Genomic DNA, 22,031 nt, shown 5'->3' on the forward strand with positions numbered 1-22,031 from the left:
GAACTCAGCAGTGAAACGATGCATCGCCGATGGTAGTGTGGGGTTTCCCCATGTGAGAGTAGGTCATCGTCAAGATTCAAACATCAAAAGCCCTGGCCGCTTACGCGACCAGGGCTTTTGTCTTGCTGGGGTTAGCTAAGCAAACGCTTCACCTCATTCATGGCACCGTCAGCAAAGCCCTGTAAGAACGTCTTAAACGCCTCTGGGTCCTGAAGGTCGCCTGTACTCGCTGGTTCTGCCTGGATGGTCCAGCTCGCCTCACAGCTAACCAACCCTTGTGGCACAACCTGCATGGCGGCCCATAGGTTGCCGACAGGCAGAGACGTGTGGATAAGCGTCCAGGTCATGGTCATCTCAGAGGCGCTATGGCTATTAAGCTGCTCGATAGCGAAGTTGCCATCCTTGAACGTTTTATGGCGAACGCGCCCCAGGCCGTCCCCCGTCACCTGAATAGTTTCAAGCGCAGGGATAAACTGGTGAAAACCTCCAAAGTCACCAACCATCGCCCACGCGGCTTGTGCGCTGTTGGGAATCTGGACAGCGGAAACCACCCGCACCCCAGCTGGGTTATGAATGCGAGTATCGGGTTGTGCAGTATTCATGCTGTTGCTCCTGATGCGAGGGTTAGATAAAACGGATGCGTTGCAGGTAAGCGCTACCCCGAGCCAACAGCGCGTGATCTTTAACGGGGTAGGCCTCGGCCATGCGCTGTATAACGTGGGCGGTGTTCTGGTGGTGGATGGCGGATACATCGCCTATGTCTTCTTCGAAGCCATTAAGGTAAAAACCCAATACTCCAAACAGGGCGTTATCCTTATCGACGTCCTGCAAACGCTCCTGCCATACAGGAACGGGCACAAGGTCGAAGCTGTAGCCGGCGTTGGCGAAGGAGGCGACATAATCCGGCCAACTGAGCGGCTGAGGGTTATGGAGGTTGAACACTGCGGCTTGCGGCTGATAACGGCTGCTTTGGTAAGCGATAAGCTTGGCCAGGAAATCAACCGGCATCAGGTCAAAGTTCAGGTCCAGCGTTGGCACTGCGGCCAACTGCAGAGAACCTTTGAGCATCAGCATCAGGCGATTTTTATGAGGCTGGCATACGCCAGTATCGCTGTTGAAGCTGATGTTCCCCGGTCGGAAGATATTGACGAAACACCCTGCCGCCCGAGCGCGCGCCAGGATATGTTCGCCTACCCATTTAGACAGGTTGTAGCCATTGCGGATGTAGATGGGTGGTGTGTCTACAGGGTCAGCCTCTAGCACGGCCCCGTGCTCATCTACGGCGCTACAGGCAGATAAGGTAGATACAAAGTTAAGGATCTTCTTACTACGGCCTTCGCAGAGTTTAAGGAGATTGAACAACGGCTCTACGTTGGCCTTGGTCAAAGCGGGGTAATCCAGCACATGGTTAACATTAGCCCCATTGTGGATAACTGCCCCATACTCCTCATCAATGCGTTCGTAGTCACTTGTGGATAAGCCAAACAGGGGTTGCGTAAAATCTGCAGCGAGCACTTGAACCCGCTCTATATCCACAGTTACTGCATTATCCACAAGCGCCTCAGCGAATCGAGCCTTGGCGCTTTGCCTTTTCCCTGGTCTTACCAGGCAAGTGACCTCGGTAGCACCCCACGCCAGTAAGGCTGCAACCAAATGAACACCAACGAAGCTATTGGCACCCGTTACCAGAACCTTGTGGACATCACCCAGGCGCACTGAAGGCAACGTTTTTATATCCACCGGCCGCATGGCGTCCGTCAAAGCTAAGGGATCGACCAAGCCACTGTTCGCATCGGCCACCGCGTTCAGTAGCTGTTCAAGCCTTTCCAGGGTGGGCATTTCAATAAAGCGATTAATAGATACACCACGACCAAAACGCTCGCGCAGCATGAGCAGCATCTTTGAGAGCACAATGGAGTGCCCGCCAAGGTTGAAGAAACTGTCGTCTGTGGATATCTCCTCTGGGGATAACTCAAGCAGTTCTGACCAGATCATTCGCAGTTCATGTTGCCTGGCTGTCGTCGGCGGCTTAAGGGCATTTGTTTCCGCGCGCATGGGCATCGCGCGCAAGGCTTGACGATCCACTTTGCCATTCGCCGCAGCGGGAAGCTGAGCCAGCTCGGTATACAGGCTGGGTTGCATATAGGCCGGCAGCCGCTGCGCCACGTACTTGCGCAGGGCTTGCGGGGAAGCCGGTGTATCGCTATTAGGCTGAGCAATAAAGGCCGCGATACGCTGCCCTTCCGTAATGACCACCGCTACTTGCCCATATAAACGCGCTTCGCGCAGGCAGCACTCGATTTCTTCGGGTTCTACTCGAAAGCCGCGGATCTTTACCTGGTTGTCCTTGCGGCCCACCAGCTCCAGGCCCTCAACGCCCCAGCGGCCCAGGTCCCCGGTGCGGTAGGCACGCATCGAGCTGCCGTCGGGTAGCACTAGCTGGACGTAATGCTGCTGGGTCTGCTCTGGGTTGTTGATATAACCCAGCCCAACCCCGGGGCCGATAATATAGAGCTCCCCGGTTTCACCGTTTAGGGCCGGTTGGCCTGTGTCATCGAGCACCCATACCTGGCTGTTGGCGATAGGGGCGCCCAGGTTGCGATTGGAAACGCCCGGTTGGAACACCCGAGCGGTGACCAATACCGTCGCCTCGGTAGGCCCATAGAGGTTGATAAAACGACAGCTCTGCGACAGGCGTTCGATCACCCAAGGTTCGCACACATCGCCGCCGGTAGTGATGCAGCCCATGGCATTCAGGGCATCTAATGGCAGAACGCTAAGCAACGCGGGCGGCAAAAACCCCTGTGTTACCTGCTCTGCATTGATTAACGCCGTCAACAATGCAGGGTCTCGCCGTTGATCCTCGCTGGCCACCACTAAGGTTGCGCCACTGAGCCAGGTGGGAAAGAGGTCAATGGTCGCGGAGTCGAAGCTCAGGGTAGAAAACTGCAATACCCGTGCGCTTGGTTCCAATCCAGTGTAGGCCGCGTACCAGGCAGTGAAATGGCTGAGGTTATGTTGGCTGAGTAATACCCCTTTTGGCTGACCGGTGGTGCCAGAGGTATAAAGCGCCATGCATGGCGCCGCTGAGTGCCATTCAGGCAGGGCGGGCCAAGGGTTGTTCGCGCTAAGTTCGGTGGGGTCTACCATCTCCCAAATACCCATTAACGGCTCGGCCCGTCTAAGTTGAAAAAGCAGCCGCGCGTCGCTGTTTTCCAGAATGAACCGGCGGCGTTCCAACGGGTGGCTAGGCTCCAGCGGCAAGTACACCCCTCCGGCCAGCAAAGTGCCCAATACACAGGCAAACAGCGCCGGGCTTTTTTCCATGCATACCCCTACCACGGGGTTGGGAGTGGCCCCGCCAAGTTGGAGTACTTTCTGGCGGATAGGCTCAGCCGCCGCCCGTAGTTGCTTGTAAGCCCAGGTTTCGCCATTCCAGCGAAGCGCTGGACGGTTTCCGAACCGTTCAAAGCTGGCCGCGAGGCGTGTGCCTAAGGGGTGTTCGGCGAGCGCTAACAGCGCGGGATCATCGGTATGGTTTTGGCTGTGGCGGTAGGCCAAGGTGTCGAAGCTAAGCAGGGAGGCATAGTTAACGCCATGGCTCCAAGCATCTGGAAGCATGTCTTCACCGCGGGCCAGCGCGCCTATCAGGTCCGTCAAGGCCTCGGTCCATTGCAACAGAGCCGTTTGATGAAGCAGGCGGCCATTGCCTTGATGTTCCACCTCGACCGGGCTGCGCAGGTAAGGTTGCCCATCGCGCAGTACCCACAAGGTGGGTTTGGGTAAGCTTGACTGCTCCTCCGGGGCCAAGCTGGTTTGCAAAAGAAACTGGGGCGCCTGGCCCAAGTCCCGCCGCATGGCGGGGTCTAGGCTCACGCTACCGTCTTCGATCAATACGTCTGTGCCACTGGCCGATAGCAGGGCGCATTCGGTTTGCAGGGTGCAGGCATGACCAAACCCTTGTAATTCTTGGGCCAGGCCGCGCAGCAATGCGCCATGGCCCAATAGCCATACATTCAAACGTTTCATAAAGTGTACCCCTTGTCAGCTGAGGTAAGGCGTTAAGGCGGCCTGTACGCAAGGCGCCTCCAGCAGGCTGCTGCGCTTGAAAAACCTGATGATGTTTTGCACCAACGGATGCTGGGGGCCGATAGGGAACGCCAGGCCGGTGACCTCTTGCTTGAGCGCCACTGCTACCGATGGCGCGACTGGCAGGGCTTCGATCAGTTGAAGGTCGAAGGCGGTCTGGATTTCATTGGTCAGGTATTGCTCGATAAACACCGGTAGTTGACGAGCAATGGCTTCTCGGTCCGCTTCATTCGCAGTGGTCCAATACAGGCGAGTGAGGTCGGTCCAAAACGTGGAGTGGCGCCCTTCATCGGCCAGATGATCAGCCATCAAACCCTTGATGGAGGACTTAACGGTGTCGTCCTTGGCAAATGCGGCAACATCGTTGGTCACGGTGTTTTCCGCGATCGCTACGCAGATCAACTCCACTGCGGGCCGCAGCCGTTCGGGGGCTTGTGCCATGGCGGCGGGAATCGCACGGCTCAGTTCGATTTCCGTAGGCATCGAGAGCGGTTCGATCCCGGTGGCGGCGATGGTTTGTTGTAGGAAGTCCAGCGCCACCAGCGCGTGATAATCCTCATCCACTACCACCGTCATTGCGTCGTAACGACAGGGCAAGGGGAAGGGCAGGGCAAAGCGGCCCTTGGCGATATTACGCGCGGTCTTATCTACAATCTCGGTTTCAAAGATCACGATATCGTTGATGAACTTATAAAGGGTTTGCAGCAGCACAAAGTCCCGCTGTTCGGGGCAGTGTTGTTGGAATACGCCGCTGGCCACCAGTGGCTGACGGCTTAGGGGATAGATCAGGCGATCGTCCTGCTCCAGCAGGCGGCGGGGGCGGGTGCGAATGGTCGCCCGCCGCTCCCACTGGTCCGCGAAAGACACATAGCTCATGGCACCCATGATCAAACGCCCCCGCGCGCCGAGCGCACGCTGGCCTGCAGTTGATCCCACAAAGCCAGGCGGCTCTCCACCGCGGCAATGGCCGCTTCCAGCACCTCCCGGCGCATCTCGTGGTCGTCCCCGGTCAGGCGCCGTAGCACGCGTTCAGCGGCCGGGCCGTGGTCCTCGCTGTCTACCTCAATATGCCGTTGCAGGTAGTAGCGGAAGGTCGGCGCCTGCTCGTGGGCCACGCCCAGGTCATCCAGCAGCTTTTGGAACATGCCAGGAATGACGCTTTCGCGGCCGTGAAGAAAGGCTGCCGCCACCTGATGCGCTGAGGCATGCTGGGCGATTTCCAGGGTGTGGCCTACGAAATGAATTGCGGCCGAGTTAGCCCCTACCTGGGTCAAGGCGGATTGGAAATGCTCGCCCTGACGCTGGAGTGCAATAAACCGTTCTATTGGCGCGGTATCGGCACCCACTTCGCGCATGGCATCCAAATATAATTCGAAGTGGCTGTAATGGCCGCCCTTAAGACAGCGATCGGACTCTTCGCCTAATACGATTTCATTGATAAGCCGCGCTGATTCTGGATCTTGCGGCGGCAGCCATGGCAATGTGACTGATGTGAGTTCCACTTGCAGGCGTTTGGTCAGTGACATGAAGTCCCATACGGCATACACATGGGTTTCCATGAACAGCTTCAAGTCATTTAGCGTAGTAATGTCCTTGAAAATCGGATGTTGGGCCAATGCTTCCTTGCGGTCGATTAGCAAGTTCTCGAGAAATTGCATGTTGTTTATCCTGTGTAGTGAGTTTAGCCGACCATGCCCACCCAATTTCGGGCAAGCCGGTCCCGAGGCCTCTAGAACAGAGCGTTCAGGCCATTCGATAGCTACGTTTCATGGTTTTTATTTGCGATCGGTATAGCGCTTTCACTCACTCTTCCTAGGTGGACGAAGGAATGGATCCGCATCGCAATATCAAGTTAGTCCAATGAAAAAGTAGTTGGCAAGTTATTTTAAGTAATTTTCTCGAGTTTACTTTTTTCAGCGCAAACTTGCCCGATAAAGCTTTTTAAAGTTTTATTAGGCGTAGGGCTATTCCTTCCGATCAAATTTGATCAAAATAAAATAGTGCGCATATGGGCGCTTCACGCTGGGGGCGAGTGTTTCAAAAGTTATGATTTGAAAACGGCCGTACATCCTGGCCCTGTAATTCTCCTGTTTCTTCCTTGTGGGGCCTCTGGCCGAGGCGTAGCCCAGTGATGGCCAAGAGTGTGCGCTTTGGCGTTATAACGCCATGTATTAGCAGGGTCGAGACGATATAAGCCCAACGGCTAACGCTGGCGCGCCAAGGCGCCCTGTGGTTCAGGGCTCGAGGATCAGAGGGGGAGTAAAAGGAGAGAGGTGCGCGCCGGCTAACCCGGCGCGTTTGTCACTTTTGCTGCTTTTTTTCCAGGAACTGCGTAATGGCGGCGATGCCGCGTTCCAGGTGTTGGGTCAGCATTTGCACGGCAAGGTCTACCTGGTGCGCACGGGCGGCGGCCAGCAACTCACGGTGGTCGTCTTGAGAAACCTTGCCAAGGCCCATGTCTTTGAGGTTGAAGCGCAAGAAGCGCTCTTCTTCGTCCAGCCCGACACTGACCAGGGTCATCAGGCGGCGGTTACTGGCTTTGGCATACAGGGCCAAGTGAAACTCTTTGTTCAACGCGCCCATTTGCGCATAGTCCGTCTCAGCTTCCATGCGCTCGATTATGTGTTCGATGGTAGTGAAGTCTGTTTCCGTCAAGCCTGTGACAGATTGTCGCAGAGCTTCGCTTTCCAGCAAGATGCGCAACTCGTAAGTTTCTGTCGCATCCCATGTAATCAAGGGGGCGACCACAGCACCTTTGTGCTGTTCAACAGCGAGTAAGCCCTGGGCTTCGAGTTGCCGCAAGGCTTCACGCACAGGCATACGGCTAACGCCAAACAAGGTGGCCAGTTCCTGCTGGCGAACCGCGGTGCCTGTAGGCAGGCTCCCATCCAGAATGGCATTGCGAAGGCGTTCTTCTATAAGCGAGCGCGCAAGGTGAGCCGGCAGCTGTTCCGGCGCCAGCACAGCACTCAATGGGCTAAGTTTTCTAGGCACTTTGACTACCTTGATAAATGTGAAACTACAGTATGTTTTCGACGAACCCTTGCCAATCAAACCACAAGTATTACTTCAAGGGGCATGGCCTTACAGTCGCGACGAAAACGAGCTTACGTCCTTTACCGCAGGTTTTCAGCACTTATCATTGCCGCTCAGGGGTTTAGCGGCCCTAAAAGGGCAGTCGCAGGCAAGCGTCGATAAAGTGATTGCAAGTTGCCATTGTCTTTTGCTGAATGTACCCGCACCATCGGAGGCTTTCCAGTGTATTCAGGCTGGCCGTGGTGTTAATGGGTTATAGCGCAAGGTTGTTATTGCGCCGCTTCGCATTCGCGTTTGCGGTGAGCTTCAGCCTGCTTGGGCTTTTACAGGCGGACTGGGACTTCTCGATCATTAGTCGCCGAGCGCAGGCTTTGTATGGCCCCTTAGGTGCTGGTCAGGAGCGTATAGATGCCTGGCAGCGGTTATTGGCTACCCAGCGCCAGATACCCGAAGCCGAGCAGCTCAACGTAGTGAACCTGTTCTTTAACCATCAACTGCGCTACCAGGAAGACATTGACCTGTGGCATGAGGTGGACTACTGGGCCACGCCAGTGCAGTCCTTATGGAAAGGCGCTGGCGATTGCGAAGACTACGCTATCGCCAAGTATTTCAGCCTGCGTCATTTAGGCGTTCCTGGCGACAAGCTCCGTATTACTTACGTCAAGGCCCTCAGGCAAAACCGGGCGCATATGGTACTGACCTATTACGCTACGCCCGACGCCATGCCGCTGGTGCTCGACAGCCTGGTCGATACCATCCAGCCTGCCAGCCAGCGGACAGACCTGTTGCCGGTGTACGCCTTCAACGGCGAAGGCCTATGGCTTACCGGGGCAGGGGGGAACAAGAAGGTCGGCGATACCAAGCGGTTGTCTCGCTGGCAAGATTTGCTAAAGAAAATGGCTGCCGAAGGCTTTCCGGCCGAGCCGACCAATTAACCAGGAGCCCTGATGTCACTGTTCAAGCAACTTCTGATAGCCATCTGCCTATTTTTGATCGTGGCGTTTGGCGGTAGCTTCATGGTCAGCCTGGAAAGCTCTCGGGCCCAGTATGTGAACCAACTGCGATCCCATGCGCAGGATGGCGCCACGGCGTTGGCGTTGTCGCTTACACCCAACATTGACGACCCCGCCATGGTGGAGTTGATGGTGAGTTCTATCTTCGATAGCGGCTACTACGCCAGCATCCGCGTGATCGACCTGACCGATGGCAAGGTGATAGTGGAGCGTAGCGCCGAGCCGGACAGCATTGATGTGCCCCATTGGTTTGTTAGCTTGATCGGCCTAGAGCCCGCCGGTGGTGATGCCCTTGTTAGCCGAGGCTGGCAGCAGGCTGCGCGAGTAGAGGTAGTAAGCCACCCGATGTTCGCCCTGGCGAAGCTTTGGCAAAGTGCGTTGGGTAGCCTGGGCTGGCTGTTGTTGTGCGGGGCGGTAAGCGGCCTGCTGGGTGCCCTGCTGCTCAAGCGTCAACTGCGCCCCTTGGATTACATGGTTGCGCAATCCCATGCCATTGCCCGGCGGGAGTTCCTGAGCCTGCCAGAGCTGCCACGTACGCCAGAGCTGCGCCGGGTGGTACAGGCAATGAACCAGATGGTAGAGAAGCTCAAGGCACTGTTCACGGAGCAAGCCGAACGCAGTGAGCGGCTGCGGGTGGAGTCGTACCAGGACACCTTGACCGGGCTGGCCAACCGCCGATATTTCGATATGCAGTTGCAGGCACGCGTGAGCCAGGCTGAAGAAAACCGAGCAGGTTACTTGCTGTTGCTACGGGTGAACGACCTGAGTGGCCTCAACCAGCGCGTAGGGGCCGAGGCCGCCGATGCCTTGCTCAAAGAGGTGGGGGCTATGCTGGTGCGCCACTGCGCGCGGCACCCGGAAACCAGCAACTTGATCTCCCGCAGCCGCGGGGGCGAGTTCTCGGTGCTGGCGCCAGGGCTTACCCTCGACGAAGCTCGGCAACTGGCGCAGGCCTTGGATACCGGGCTGCACAGCCTGTACGAAACCGGCGCGTCGGACGTGTTCCCCGTGGCCTGGGTCGGGCTGGCGCCTTATGTGGGCGGCGAAGCGCCCCACGATCTACTGAAGCTGGCCGATCAGGCGCTGGCCCAGGCCGAAAGCCACGGCGAGGCCCACTGGGTGTGTCTGGATCAACAGCAGGTGCAGTCCGGTGGTGATGATCACCATGGCTGGCACACGCTATTGGACGACGCCTTGAATACCTCGCGCTTCCAGCTGTTCTTCCAGCCCGTGGTCACGGCTCAGGGCAATGCGCCGCTGCACCATAAGGTGCTGTCGCGGGTACTGGATGCCCAGGGTTTGGCAGTGCCAGCAGGGCGTTTCCTGCCGTGGGTAGAGCGCTTCGGATGGTCCAGCCGGCTGGACCTGGCCATGCTGAGGCTGGTGTTAGCGCACTTGCAGGCTAGGCCAGGGGTATTGGCCTTGAACCTCTCCGCGGCCACTTTGGACGACCCTCAAGCCATGGCCCGCATCTTCGATCTGTTGGCGCAACACCCCAACCTGGGGCCTCGGCTGATCTTCGAAATCGGTGAGGAGCAATTGCCAGAACAGCAGGTGCTCGAGCAAGTGACGCGGCGCCTGCATGCCTTGGGCTTCAGCCTGGCCCTGCAGCATTTCGGCGGGCGTTTCAGCATGATCGGCAACCTGGCGCGCCTGGGCCTGGCTTATCTGAAGGTAGACGGTAGTTATATCCGCGCTATCGACCAGGAGAACCATAAGCGGCTGTTTATCGAAGCCATTCAACGAGCCGCCCATAGCATCGACTTGCCGCTGATTGCCGAGCGGGTAGAAACCGAAGGTGAGTTGGCGGTAATCCGCGAGATGGGCATCGAAGGCGTGCAAGGCCGGTTGATCGGCGAACCGGGGCCTTGGCGGTAGAAGCCAGCAAAGCTGGCGAACAGTGCAGCCATACATCTCGTAGCAGCTGGCCTTGGCGCCAACCGCGTTGCCGCGACCGTCTTAGCATCGTGTTGAATCTGGTCGCGAGCAAGCGCGGCTGCTACGGGAGGTGGGGGCCACGCTACCGCTCGTGCAATGCCTCGGCCTTGGCCCGCAGAATGGGCTTGAGCAAGTAACTAAGGATGCTCTTGTGGCCGGTAATGATATCTACCGACGCGACCATGCCTGGGATGATCAGCAAGGGGTTTTCGTCCGTGCCCAAGTGGTTGCGGTCGGTGCGCAGGCGGATCAAATAGTAGGTCTGCTTTTTGTCTTCTTCGGTGATGGTGTCCGCGCCAATCTGTTCCAGTTCGCCTTTCAAACCGCCATAGATAGTGTAGTCATAGGCGCTGAACTTGATCATTGCTTCTTGCCCAGGGTGCAAGAAGGCGATGTCTTGGGGGCGGATCTTTGCTTCAACGATCAACGTATCATCCAGCGGCACGATTTCCACGATGTCGCTGCCCGGCTGGATCACGCCGCCCACCGTGTTTACCAATACCTGCTTGATGATCCCACGCACGGGCGAGTTGACCATGGTACGGCTTACGCGGTCTTCCAGGCCCTTGGCGGTGGCCGTGTATTTGCTCAGGTCTGTGCGCGCCTCGTTCAACTGGGTCAGGGCATCGCTGCGGAATTTGCCGCGGGTTTCGTCGATCTTGCGCTGCACCTCAGAGATAGCCGCCTGGGCGCGAGGAATGGCCAACGAGGTCGCATCCAGTTGCCCGCGGGTTTCGACTTCCGAGCGCTTGAGCCGCAGCACTTCCACGGGGGAAACGGCGCCTTGTTTCACCAAGGGTTCGGACATGCCGATCTCCTGACGCAGCAACGACAAGCTGTTGCGGTATTGCTCCTGCTTGGAACCGAACTCACGCAGTTCTTGCTGCTTCTGGGCTAACTGGGCCTGCAAGCCGCCGACTTCGTCCGCCAGTTGCTGCCGGCGGCTGCGGTACAGCTGTTCTTCGTTCGAAGCCTGGCTCGGCGCGGCCTTGCGTAGTTCGTCGGACACGGCCAAAGGGCGGTCGTCCACTTCAGCGCTCAAACGCTCCACTCGCAACGCCATGCCGACGCGGTCTGCCTCGGTTTCCCCTACGTTGGAGGCGAAGCGGGTATCGTCTAGGCGAATCAAGGGCGCGCCAGGGTCGACGATCTGGCCTTCCTTCACGTAGATCTGAGCGACGATGCCCCCTTCGAGGTTCTGAATCTTCTGAATCTTGGACGAGGGGACCGCTTTGCCTTCGCCCTTAGTTACCTCATCGATGATCGCGAAGTGGGCCCAGGCCAGCAGGAAAGCAAAGAACAGAATCACGCCCCAAATGGTCAGGCGCACGATGCGCGGGGCATCGTCGATCAGTGCCTTGTTAACTTCTGGCAGCGGTTGCCCGGACAAATTCTCCCGGCCTTTGAAATAGGCGCCAATACCGCCCTTGTCTGCGTTAAGCGACATTGATTTGCCCCTTCTTCAAGGCTTCGAGCACAGCCGCTTTCGGGCCATCCGCAACAATTTGCCCACGGTCGATCACGATCAGCCGCTCCACTAACGACAACAACGAGGCACGGTGGGTAACCAGCACCATGGTCTTGTCCCCAATCACTGCTTGCAGGCGCTGCTTGAGCCGCTCCTCACCGCTGTTGTCCATGGCGCTGGTAGGCTCGTCGAGCAAGAGGATTTGCGGGTTGAGCAGCAGGGCCCGGGCCAGGGCCACGTTTTGCCGCTGGCCACCGGAGAGGTTCTGCCCTCGCTCACCCACCTGTAGCTCATAGCCTTGTGGGTGAAGCCGGGCGAATTCATGCACGCCGCTCAGCTCGGCCGCCTGCAGGACCATTTCGTCTTCCACATAGCGGGCGCCGGATACGAGGTTGTCGCGCAGGGTGCCGGCCAGTAGTTGAATATCCTGGGGCACATAGCCGATGTTATGGCGCAACTCGCTCACGTCGATTTGCCGAATGTCCACGCCGTCCACCAGCAGAGCGCCTTCGTCTGCTTCATAAAGGCCAACCACCAGCTTGGCGAGAGAGCTTTTGCCCGAGCCACTGCGGCCGATGATGCCGATTTTTTCGCCAGCGCGGATGGACAGGTTGATGTTGCGCAGCGCCACGTTCTGTTGATTAGGGTAGGTGAAGCTCAGGTTGCGAAACTCCACGGCGCCCTGAAGGATAGGCCGGCTCAGCGGGCGCTCTTCGAAATTACGCTCTTGGGGCAGCTCCATCATCTGGTTCACCGACGCCATGGTGACCTTGGTTTGCTGGTAGCGCGTCAGCAGCCCGGACAGCTGAGCCAAAGGCCCCAGGGCGCGAGTATTAAGCATGTAACAGGCGATCAGCCCGCCCATGCTCAGGTTGCCATCGATAATCTGGTACACCCCAAAGATGATCATGGCCACGCCAGCCAACTGCTGAATCATCAGGGTAAGGTTCATGGCCAGGCTCGACAGCACCTTTACGCGCAATTCCAGGCGGCTCAGGGTGCCAATGGTCTGCTCCCACTGATACTGGCGTTCGCTTTCAGCGTTGTTGACCTTGATGCCGTCGAGGCCTGCAAGGGTCTCGATCAATGTTGACTGGCGCTCCGAGGCTAGCGCCATGGTCCGTTCCAAGGTGGCGGTGAGCGGCTTTTGCAATACATGGCCCAAAAGCAGCGCCAGCGGGAAGGCCACTATGGGAATCCACACCAGATGGCCGCCCAGAATGGCGATCACCAACAAAATAAGCACTGTGAAGGGTAGGTCGATCAGGCTGGTCAGCGTCAGGGACGTAAGAAAGTCCCGCATGCCTTGGAATTCATGGATGTTCTGCGCATAGCTGCCCACCCGGGCCGGGCGCATCTTCATGGCCATGCCCACTACCCGCTCGAACAGGGTGGCAGAAATGATCAGGTCCGTTTTCTTACCGGCCAGGTCCAGGCAAAGGCCACGCAGGCCCTTGAGCAACAGGTCGAACACATAGGCGCCCGTGATACCCGCGGCCAGCACCCACAAGGTGGCCGTGGCCTGGTTGGGTACCACGCGGTCGTATACGTTCATCACGAACAGCGGGGCAGCCATGGCGATCAGGTTGATGACCAGGCTGGCGGCGATGGCATCCATATAGAGCCAGCGCGAACGCTTTAGGGTGTCCTTGAACCAAGACCTGGCCCGAGGAATGAGCGAGCCGTGGCTAACGTCGAATTTATGCTGAGGCTGGGCGAAAAACACGCGCCCGCTGTAATCCTCTTGCAGCAGCTCGCGGCTCACCCGCACTTCGCCACCGTCGCTTTCGCTGAGCAGCAGCCGCGCCTGATCACCTTCCCAGCCCACCAGCACCGCACTGCGGTTGTCCTTCAACAGCAGCAGAACGGGCATGGCGATAGCCGGGATCTGTTCCAGGCGGCGGTTCAGCAACCGCCCCTGCAAGCCAGCGCGGGCAGCGGCGCGGCTAAGCAGGTTCGGCGACAGGCGCTGATCGGGCAGGGGTAAGCCTGTGGTAAGCATGGCCCGGCTGGCGGGCTTCTGGTGCAGGTAGCAAAGCGACAGAAGCCCATCCAGCAAGGGGTCGTCGTGCAGGCTGCGTGGGTCATGATTGGGTAGAGTTCGACCGGCTTCTGAATCCACGCTGTGCTCTCTGTGTTTTGAAAAAAATGATGGGCTGGCCCGTCAGGACCATTGGTACGGGAAGGACAAAACCAAAGCTGCCCGAAACGGCGATGCCCCGTCAGTCACTTGGCGCCATCAGCCTACAGGTTAGGCGTCTTACGCACCATGACCGGCCAGCCTACGCGCATGCTGGCTCGTATGACCGATTGATGAGTGACTTGTCCTCAGTGCTGCTAAGAAAATTCTTCGGAGTTCTTAAGGTTTTCTTGAGGCTGCCGAACCTATTTCCGACGAGCGAACCTGCTCGGGAGGGGCTTCGAGAATTACAGCCCTTAGCCATTAATATCAATGTGACATTACTCAACAGATTGTTTAGGATGCGCCGTGCCAGGTCAATAGTTTGTCGTCATATAAATGACGATCTGTAGTTATCCAACTTTTAAATCCGCGCTCCCCACTGAAATGTCAGGGCTTTTCCTGCCAGTCGTACGGAAGCGACTTGATCAGTACCCGGAGAAGTCACATGAGCAGTGTCGTCGCCATCGTCAAAAGCATCGTTGGCCAAGTAATCGCGGTTTCGCCAGAGGGTATCCGTCGCGTCCTTATCGAAGGCGACCATCTGTCCGCGGGTGAGCTAGTTGAAACAGGCGCATCCGGTGCGGTTACGCTGACGTTGAACGACGGTCGCTCATTGGACATCGGTCGTCAGACCCAGTGGAGCGCGAACACGCCAGATGCCGTTCAAGCCGTGGAAGGCGCTACTCAGCAGGCCCCGTCTGTAGCAGAACTACAGAAGGCAATCGCTGCCGGCGTCGACCCTACGACCGACCTGGAAGCCACCGCCGCGGGCAACACGGCAGATACCGGTGGTTCTGGAGGCGGCAGCCACAGTTTCGTGATGCTGGAAGAAGCAGGCGGCACGGCGGACCCAACCATCGGCTTTGATACCGCAGGGCCTGCTGGTGGCGATAACCTGGCCGCTGACCGGGTGGGAGCCACGGACAGCCCTACCGTTGCCAGCGCCGATGCCGCCACGCTCAGTGAAGACGGTAGTGCGGCGGGCAACGTATTGAGCAACGACACCGACGCGGACAGCACCCTTAGCATTACCGGCTATAGCGTAGCGGGCGTGCCTGGCACCTTTGCCGCCGGGCAGGGTGCGGTATTGCAAGGCGTGGGTACCTTGGTGATCAACGCCAACGGGGATTACAGCTTGACCCCTGCCGCTAACTACAGCGGCGCGGTACCGACCATCACCTATATCACCAACACCGGTGTCTCCAGCACGCTGGACCTGAACGTTACCCCGGTGGCCGATGCACCAGCCGTGGCTGGCGCTCAAACGGTCACAGGTAATGAAGACACCGCCATTTCATTGGGCACGGTGGCCACCTACGGCGATAACGACGGCTCTGAAACCCACACAACGGTGATCAGTGGTGTGCCCGCGGGCGCCACGCTTACCGACGGTACCCACAGCTTTACCGCGGAAGCGGGCAGCACTGGTTCCGTGGATGTATCCACCTGGAACCTGGCGGGCATCAGCATCACCCCACCCGCCAATGCCAGCGGCACCATCAACCTGACCGTCACTGGCACCGCTACAGAAACCGCCAACGGCAGCACCGCCACTACAGTGGGCACTATCGTGGTGAACGTGACCCCAGTCGTGGACGCGCCCACGATTCCCGACCGCGTGGTAACCGGTAACGAAGACACGCCCATCGCCCTGGGCACCGTGGCGGCCTATGCCGACAACGACGGTTCGGAAACCCACACCACCCTTATCAGCGGTATTCCAACGGGCACCACGCTCACAGATGGCACGAACCGCTTCACCGCGGGCGCTGGCAATAATGGCTCGGTGGACGTGTCTACCTGGAACCTGAACAGCATCAGCCTTACGCCCCCCGCCAATACCAGTGGCACCCTTAACCTGACGGTTACCGGCACATCCACCGAAACCGCCACCAGCGGTACCGCCACCACTGTGGGTACGTTGGTGGTGAACGTAACACCCGTGGCCGATGCCCCGGTAATCCCCAATCAGGCGGTAACCACCCAGGAAGACACCCCTATCGCCTTGGGTAACCTCGCCACCTACGGCGACAACGACGGCTCCGAGACCCACACCACGGTGCTGAGTGGGATTCCGGCAGGCGCGACCGTCAGCGACGGCGCCCACAGCTTCACCGCGGACTCAGCCGGCAATGGCTCGATAGACGTCAGCAGCTGGAACCTCTCAGGTATCAGCTTCGCGCCAGGCACTAATGCAAGCGGCACCTTCACCCTGACCGTTGCGGGTACTTCCACGGAAACCGCCAACGGCAACACGGCCACTACCCTGGGCAGCATCGTGGTGAACGTCACCCCGGTGGCCGATGGGCCGGTGATCGGCAATCAGGTTGTAACCACCAACGAAGACACCCCCGTCGCGTTGGGCAACCTGGCCACTTATGACGACAACGACGGTTCGGAAACCCATACCACGGTGATCAGCGGTGTGCCGGTCGGCGCCACCCTGAGCGATGGTAAAGGCCATGCCTATACCGGCGTAGAGGGCGGCGATGGCCGCGCGGACGTGAGCAACTGGGACCTGAGCACGGTCAGCTTCAGCCCCACCAAGGACGCCAGCGGTACCTACACCCTGACCGTCACGGGTACCGCCCTTGAAGGCGCGAATGGCGATTCAGCCACCAGCGGCGGCACCATCGTGGTGAACGTTAACCCGGTAACCGACGTGCCAAGCTTGAACCTGGTAGGCTCCGATAGCACCCAGGGTGGGGTAAAAGGTTCGGAGCTGCGCGACAGTGGCCTGGAAGACCAGCCTATTTTGCTGTCCTCGATCAAAGCCGCGACCACAGACGTGGACGGCTCTGAAACCCTGCGCGTGACCATTGGTAGCCTGCCAGAAGGCGCGACCCTAACGGACGGGACCGCCGCGCATACCGTGAAAATCGGTGCCAATGCCACGCTGGACATCACCGATTGGAACCTGGCCAACGTCCAGTTCACCGCCCCTGCCAACGCCAGCGGTGACTACACCCTGGTGGTGACTGCCACCGCCCAGGATGGGGCCGCCGCCCCTGAAAGCGTGAGCCAGAACCTGGTGGTGCATGTAGCGCCGGTGAATGACGCGCCTGAGGTGGGCAATACGCTGGTCAGAGGTGTCGAAGACACCGCCTTGAAAGTTGTTTTCAGTGGCTCAGATATAGACGGCGGCATCGACCACTTCACGGTCACCTCGCTGCCTACCAATGGCGTGCTGCTGCGCGATGCCAACGACCCTACCAGCATCGTTAAGGCCGGCGATACCGTTACCGCCGTCAATAACAGCGCGACCCTGACCTTCATGCCGAGCCCAGACTGGAACGGCACCACCCGGGTGATCTATACCGCTACCGATGACAAAGGCGCCGTCAGCAACACCGTTGCCACCGAAGTGGTCAATATCGCGCCGCTTAATGACGCACCTGTGGTAAGCGACAGCAGGGTAACCGGTAACGAAGACACGCCCATCACGGTGACGTTGAGCGGCTCGGACGTAGACAGCAGCCTTCATCACTTCACCATTACCGCGATACCGGCCAATGGCGTGCTGTTGCGCACCGCGGGCGACCCTTCGAGCGTGGTGCACGTAGGCGATACCGTGGCGGCCAGCAAAAACGGCGCAACCCTGACCTTCGTGCCAAGCGCCAACTGGAATGGCAGCACTAGCCTGGCATACACCGCTACCGACACCCAGGGCGCAACCAGCGCCACCAAGGCGACTGCGACCATCACAGTAACGCCGGTCAACGATGGCCCGGTGATCACTCACGATGATGGCCGTACTCAAACCGATAACTTCGGCAACGCCTTTATCGAAACCCCAGACGTAGGTGAAAAGGCCCATGTGGGGCAGGGCGTGGCGCTTATTGCCCGGGACCTGACGCTGACCGATGTGGACAGCAACATCAAAAGCGCCACCGTGGTACTGACCAATGCCCATGAAGGCGACAGCCTGGCGGTAAATACGGGCAACACCGGTATCTCCGCCGTGATCACGCCCGGCGTGGATGCCAGCGGCAAGGCCATCATCACCCTGAGCCTTACTGGAGTGGCAACGCCTGCCCAGTACCAGCAGGTGCTGACCAGTGTCATCTTCGACAACAACTCCCAGAACCCGAACCCGGAAACCCGCAATATCTCTATTCAGGTGACCGACGAAGGGGGCGTTACTGCTACCGCACAGGCCCTTATCGGCGTGATACCAGAGAACGACGCGCCTGTGGTGACCGGCTCTGGCGTGGCCTTCACCGAAGGCGATGCGGCCGTGTCCCTCGTCAAAGGCTTTGCGATCTCGGACATCGACAACACCACCCTGATCAAAGCCGTGGTGACCGTAAGCGGCCTGGGTGTTGGCGACCATGTTGCCTTCAATGGCAGCCTGCCTTCGGGCGTGACCCTGACCAGCGGCGATGTGGCCAATGGTTCGCAAAGCTTTACCCTTAGCGGCACTGCGACGCTGGGGCAGTATCAGGCGTTGGTCAGCACGTTCCAGTTCTCCAATGCCAGTAACGCACCGGTGGAAGGGGTGCGTAAGGTCACCGTGGCGGTCACAGACGCCGGTGGCTTGGACCACGCACGTGCCCCTGAGCAAACCACGGTGTACAACGGCACCTTGAAGGTCAACGCGGTCAACGATGGCCCGGTCATTACCCATGACGACGGCCGTACCCAAACCGATAACTTCGGCAACGCCTTTATCGAAACGCCGGACGTCGGCGAGAAGGCCCATGGGGGGCAGGGCGTGGCGATCATTGCCCGGGACCTGACGCTGACCGACCCGGACGGCAACATCAAGAGCGCTACCGTAGTGCTGACCAATGCCCACGAAGGCGACAGCCTGGCGGTGAATACCGGCAAAACCGGCATCTGCGCAGTGATCACCCCTGGCGTGGATACCAGCGGCAAAGCCATCATCACCCTAAGCCTCACCGGGGTGGCAACGCCCGCTCAGTACCAGAAGGTGCTTACCAGCATCATCTTCGACAACAGCTCCCAGAACCCCAGCCCGGAAACCCGCGATATCTCCATTCAGGTTATGGACGATGGTGGCGTCACTGCTACCGCTAGGGCATTGATTGGCGTGATACCCGAGAACGATGCGCCTGTGGTCACCGGTTCTGGCGTGACCTTCACCGAAGGCGATGCAGCCGCGTCCATCGTCAAGGGCCTGGCGATTTCGGATATCGACAACACCACCTTGGTCAAGGCCGTGGTCACCGTTAGCGGCCTAGGCGCCGGCGACCATGTGGCCTTCAACGGCAGCCTGCCCTCGGGTGTGACCTTGACCAGCGGCGATATGGCCAATGGTGCGCAAAGCTTTACCCTCACTGGCACCGCGACTCTGGCGCAGTACCAGGCGTTGATCAGCAAGTTTCAGTTCTCCAACGCCAGCGACGCGCCGGTGGAAGGCGTGCGAACCGTTACCGTGGCGGTGACCGACGCCGGTGGCCTGGACCACGCCCGCGCCCCGCAACAAACCACCACCTACACCAGCACCCTGGACGTGCACGGGGTGAACGATGCCCCCGTTGCGAGCACAGGTACCGCCTCTACCACTGAAGACACCGCCGTGGTACTCAAGTGGAGCAACTTCAACGTTGTAGACGTGGATAACGCCAGCACCCTGACGGTGCAGATCACCGCGCCCGCCGCCAGCCAGGGCACATTGCAGTTCAACAACGGCCAAACCTGGGTCACCTTGGAAGCCAACTCCACCCTGGTGGTGGCGCAACCGACCATTGACGCTGGTAACCTTAGGTTCGTGCCCTATCAGGACGCCGCTGGCGTGGTCAGCCTGGCCTATAAAGTGTCCGATGGCAGCGCTACCAGCGACAGCGCTACCCTGAACATCACTAATGCCCCCGTAGCCGATCAGTCGACCCTGACCGTCAGTGGCAACACCACCACTGCCGAGAACGGTTCCACCACCTTGAAACTGCTGGCGGGTACTACCGACATCGACCATTCGGAAACCGCTTCGGTCACCAAGATCAGCGCCATTGCGGTAGGCGCCAGCCTGGCTGATGGCAATGGCCATAGCTTCACCGCCACCGCTGGCATAACCGAGGTGAACGTTAGCCAGTGGAACATGAATACGCTGACCTACACCCCGGCGGCGTACCACAACGGCACCGACACCCTACAGGTGACTACCACGTCGGTGGATGGCGCTTCCACGCTGGACACGGTCACCACCTTGCCGATCACCGTGACCCCTGCCATATACGATCACCAGGATGGCAATGCCGGCGATGGCAGTGCCACCGGCACCTCGGCCAATGACATCATCGTGGGAGATGTATCAGGCTCCCAATTGGTCAACGGCCAGAATTACAACATTGCGTTTATTGTCGACACGTCCGCCAGCATGGGCACCAAAGCGGTGTCGGACTCCGTTGCCGCCTTGAGCCGGGCATTCAATACCCTGAAGAACAGCGCTTCGGACAGTGGCGCCGGCACGGTGAAAGTGTTCTTGGTGGACTTCGATACCACCGCTAACAAGTCGGTTACCGTAAACCTGGCCGACAGCAACGCCTTGGCCAAGCTTAGCGCAGTGCTCAACAGCATGAGCAACGGCGGTAACACCAACTATGAAGACGCCTTCAAAGCCACCGCCAACTTCTTCCAGAGCACAGAGGCGACCAGCAACACCAACGCCATCAATACGACGTACTTCATCACTGATGGCGAACCCAACACCTACCAGTACGCTGAAACCGACCCACAGCTGTATACCGATGGCGCCACGCCGGTTTACCTGGACAACCTGGTGAACGTGAACAACTACGCCCTGAACGCTGGCAAGGTGGTCTCGGCGGTGATCGGTGGTGAAACACGCACTGTCATCGATGGCACGGGCCAGGTGTATCAGTGGAGCGAGAGCGACACGGGCGTGTGGGCATCCAAGGCACTGGGTACCGTCCACGCTCAAGGAGACGGTACCTATGAAGTGTCGAGCATCGACAACAGCGCGGCCCAGGGGGGCTCGGCAGCCACAGCCATCGACCAGGCCGGTATTGGCTTCCAGGCCCTGCACGCAGTAAGCCCGAGCATTGAAGCGATCGGGATCAAAACCTCGGTCTCTGCCGCCAAACTGATGCCCTACGATACCGACGGCAACGTTCAGACCAACGTCGACCCTTCGAAGCTGGCCGACGCCATTCTGGCCCACCAGGTAGAAATTCCAGCAGGCAATGACACCATCACCGGCGGGGCTGGCAACGATATTCTGTTCGGGGATGCCATCGACCTGCCCAGCACCGCCAACGAAGGCGTGGAAGGTCTGCGCTCCTACGTGGCGGGCGTTACCCACGCCTCCAGCGTGACGGACTCGGCCCTGCACCAGTACATCACCGAGCACGTGGCGGATATCGCCAAGCTGACGGGCAGCGGCAGCGGTGGCGCGGACTTGCTCTCCGGTGGCGATGGCAACGACATCATCTTCGGGCAGGCTGGCAACGACACCCTCAATGGTGGCGCGGGCAATGACCTTCTGCTGGGCGGCATGGGTGATGACGTCTTGAGCGGTGGCGCGGGGGCTGACACCTTTATGTACGTGAAGGGCGAAACCGGCAACGACACCCTTGTCGACTTCAATATTGGCGAAGGGGACGTGATCGACCTGAGTGACTTGCTCTCCGGCCATGACAGCGACCTTACTCACTATTTGCAGGTTGGCACCGCCAGCGATGGCGCCGCTACCTTGCTGGTGAGCAGCGCCGGTAAGCTGGACGCCAGCGCTCCAGCAGAGAACAACACTTCGGCGGCGGATGTCAGCATCAAAGTCAGTGGTATCGGCTACGATGCGCTCAAGAGCCTGGTTGCCGGTGCCGACGCTCATATCAAGGTGGAGCACGCCTGATACCCATGGCCTGGCAATGGCGCAGGCTGATTGCCGGGCAGGTTCAAGGCCAACTACGAGGGTTCACAGATGTTTTATGTCTCACGCAATGCCGAAGGCCGCCTGTTGCGGGTACAGCCTACGGAGTTTGCCGGTTACACCGAAACCCTGGCCGCTGACCACCTGGACATCCAGGCATGGTTCAGCAGCGAAGCCGTGGAGGTAAGCCTCAAGCAATTGAAGCAAAGCGACCTGGACATGATCCGGGTGCTAGACGACCTTATTCAGTTGCTCACCAGCAAGGGGGTCATCCGCATTACCGACTTGCCGCCAGCCGCGCAAACCAAGCTGATCGAGCGTACCCACGCCCGGCAAGCCCTGGGTGGCTTGACTCGGCTGATCAATGACGAAGAAACCGGGCTTATTTAAGCCTGCTCCTCACAGCAGCGTGGCAATTTGTAACTATTGACTGCAAGGCCAGCTTGATCGAGT

At 59.0% G+C, this 22,031-nt stretch carries 11 protein-coding genes and 1 rRNA gene; 5 read left to right on the forward strand and 7 right to left on the reverse strand.

Annotated elements, in window-relative coordinates; translation table 11 throughout:
- Window positions 1-75, forward strand: a 5S ribosomal RNA gene (gene rrf, locus ACWKV4_RS19830); the annotation flags it as partial.
- A gap of 56 nt (window positions 76-131) precedes the next feature.
- Here rrf and ACWKV4_RS19835 read toward each other — a convergent pair.
- The 5 genes from ACWKV4_RS19835 to ACWKV4_RS19855 all read right to left on the reverse strand — a co-directional run bounded on the left by ACWKV4_RS19835 (window position 132) and on the right by ACWKV4_RS19855 (window position 7,083).
- Complete coding sequence (locus ACWKV4_RS19835) at window positions 132-602, reverse strand: SRPBCC family protein (protein ID WP_483833934.1); 471 nt, start codon at window positions 600-602, stop codon at window positions 132-134.
- A 22-nt stretch (window positions 603-624) separates the two neighbouring features.
- Window positions 625-4,029 carry an amino acid adenylation domain-containing protein gene (locus ACWKV4_RS19840; protein WP_483833933.1) on the reverse strand — a complete coding sequence of 1,135 codons (3,405 nt, stop codon included), beginning with the start codon at window positions 4,027-4,029 and terminating at the stop codon, window positions 625-627.
- Between the two features lie 15 nt (window positions 4,030-4,044).
- Entirely contained in the window at window positions 4,045-4,974 is a 930-nt protein-coding gene (locus ACWKV4_RS19845; protein ID WP_483833932.1) for a diiron oxygenase, read from the reverse strand.
- A gap of 2 nt (window positions 4,975-4,976) precedes the next feature.
- The gene (locus ACWKV4_RS19850; RefSeq protein WP_483833931.1) at window positions 4,977-5,747 is read right to left on the reverse strand and encodes a DUF3050 domain-containing protein; all 771 of its coding nucleotides are present in this window, start codon (window positions 5,745-5,747) and stop codon (window positions 4,977-4,979) included.
- Between the two features lie 643 nt (window positions 5,748-6,390).
- A complete protein-coding gene (locus tag ACWKV4_RS19855) occupies window positions 6,391-7,083 on the reverse strand; it encodes a GntR family transcriptional regulator (protein WP_483833930.1) in 693 nt (230 codons plus the stop codon).
- Between the two features lie 290 nt (window positions 7,084-7,373).
- Here ACWKV4_RS19855 and lapG point away from each other — a divergent pair, with 290 nt between their 5' ends.
- Entirely contained in the window at window positions 7,374-8,060 is a 687-nt protein-coding gene (lapG, locus tag ACWKV4_RS19860; protein ID WP_483833929.1) for a cysteine protease LapG, read from the forward strand.
- Window positions 8,061-8,072: 12 nt separating this feature from the next.
- Window positions 8,073-10,016 carry a cyclic di-GMP receptor LapD gene (lapD, locus tag ACWKV4_RS19865; RefSeq protein ID WP_483833928.1) on the forward strand — a complete coding sequence of 648 codons (1,944 nt, stop codon included), beginning with the start codon at window positions 8,073-8,075 and terminating at the stop codon, window positions 10,014-10,016.
- A gap of 142 nt (window positions 10,017-10,158) precedes the next feature.
- On the opposite strand, the gene ACWKV4_RS19870 is transcribed toward lapD, so the two are convergent.
- Both ACWKV4_RS19870 and ACWKV4_RS19875 read right to left on the reverse strand, forming a co-directional pair.
- Window positions 10,159-11,523, reverse strand: coding sequence for an HlyD family type I secretion periplasmic adaptor subunit (locus ACWKV4_RS19870; protein ID WP_483833927.1), 1,365 nt, complete (start codon window positions 11,521-11,523; stop codon window positions 10,159-10,161).
- A complete protein-coding gene (locus ACWKV4_RS19875) occupies window positions 11,513-13,666 on the reverse strand; it encodes a type I secretion system permease/ATPase (protein WP_483833926.1) in 2,154 nt (717 codons plus the stop codon). Before ACWKV4_RS19875 ends, ACWKV4_RS19870 begins: the two co-directional genes overlap by 11 nt.
- 505 nt (window positions 13,667-14,171) lie before the next feature.
- Between ACWKV4_RS19875 and ACWKV4_RS19880 the strand changes: the two genes are divergently transcribed.
- The gene (locus ACWKV4_RS19880; protein ID WP_483833925.1) at window positions 14,172-21,560 is read left to right on the forward strand and encodes a retention module-containing protein; all 7,389 of its coding nucleotides are present in this window, start codon (window positions 14,172-14,174) and stop codon (window positions 21,558-21,560) included.
- 69 nt (window positions 21,561-21,629) lie between these two features.
- Window positions 21,630-21,968 (forward strand): tryptophan synthase subunit beta, encoded by a 339-nt coding sequence (locus tag ACWKV4_RS19885; protein ID WP_483833924.1) that lies wholly within the window; start codon window positions 21,630-21,632, stop codon window positions 21,966-21,968.
- Window positions 21,969-22,031: the final 63 nt, after the last annotated feature.

The sequence above is a fragment of the Pseudomonas artemisiae genome (genome assembly GCF_057128685.1).

Coding starts and splice junctions, on each gene's coding strand:
- ACWKV4_RS19885 (WP_483833924.1), top strand. CDS start 21,630: ATGTTTTATGTCTCACGCAATGCCGAAGGCCGCCTGTTGCGGGTACAG.
- ACWKV4_RS19835 (WP_483833934.1), bottom strand. CDS start 602: ATGAATACTGCACAACCCGATACTCGCATTCATAACCCAGCTGGGGTG.
- ACWKV4_RS19880 (WP_483833925.1), top strand. CDS start 14,172: ATGAGCAGTGTCGTCGCCATCGTCAAAAGCATCGTTGGCCAAGTAATC.
- lapD (WP_483833928.1), top strand. CDS start 8,073: ATGTCACTGTTCAAGCAACTTCTGATAGCCATCTGCCTATTTTTGATC.
- ACWKV4_RS19870 (WP_483833927.1), bottom strand. CDS start 11,523: ATGTCGCTTAACGCAGACAAGGGCGGTATTGGCGCCTATTTCAAAGGC.
- ACWKV4_RS19840 (WP_483833933.1), bottom strand. CDS start 4,029: ATGAAACGTTTGAATGTATGGCTATTGGGCCATGGCGCATTGCTGCGC.
- lapG (WP_483833929.1), top strand. CDS start 7,374: ATGGGTTATAGCGCAAGGTTGTTATTGCGCCGCTTCGCATTCGCGTTT.
- ACWKV4_RS19845 (WP_483833932.1), bottom strand. CDS start 4,974: ATGGGTGCCATGAGCTATGTGTCTTTCGCGGACCAGTGGGAGCGGCGG.
- ACWKV4_RS19850 (WP_483833931.1), bottom strand. CDS start 5,747: ATGCAATTTCTCGAGAACTTGCTAATCGACCGCAAGGAAGCATTGGCC.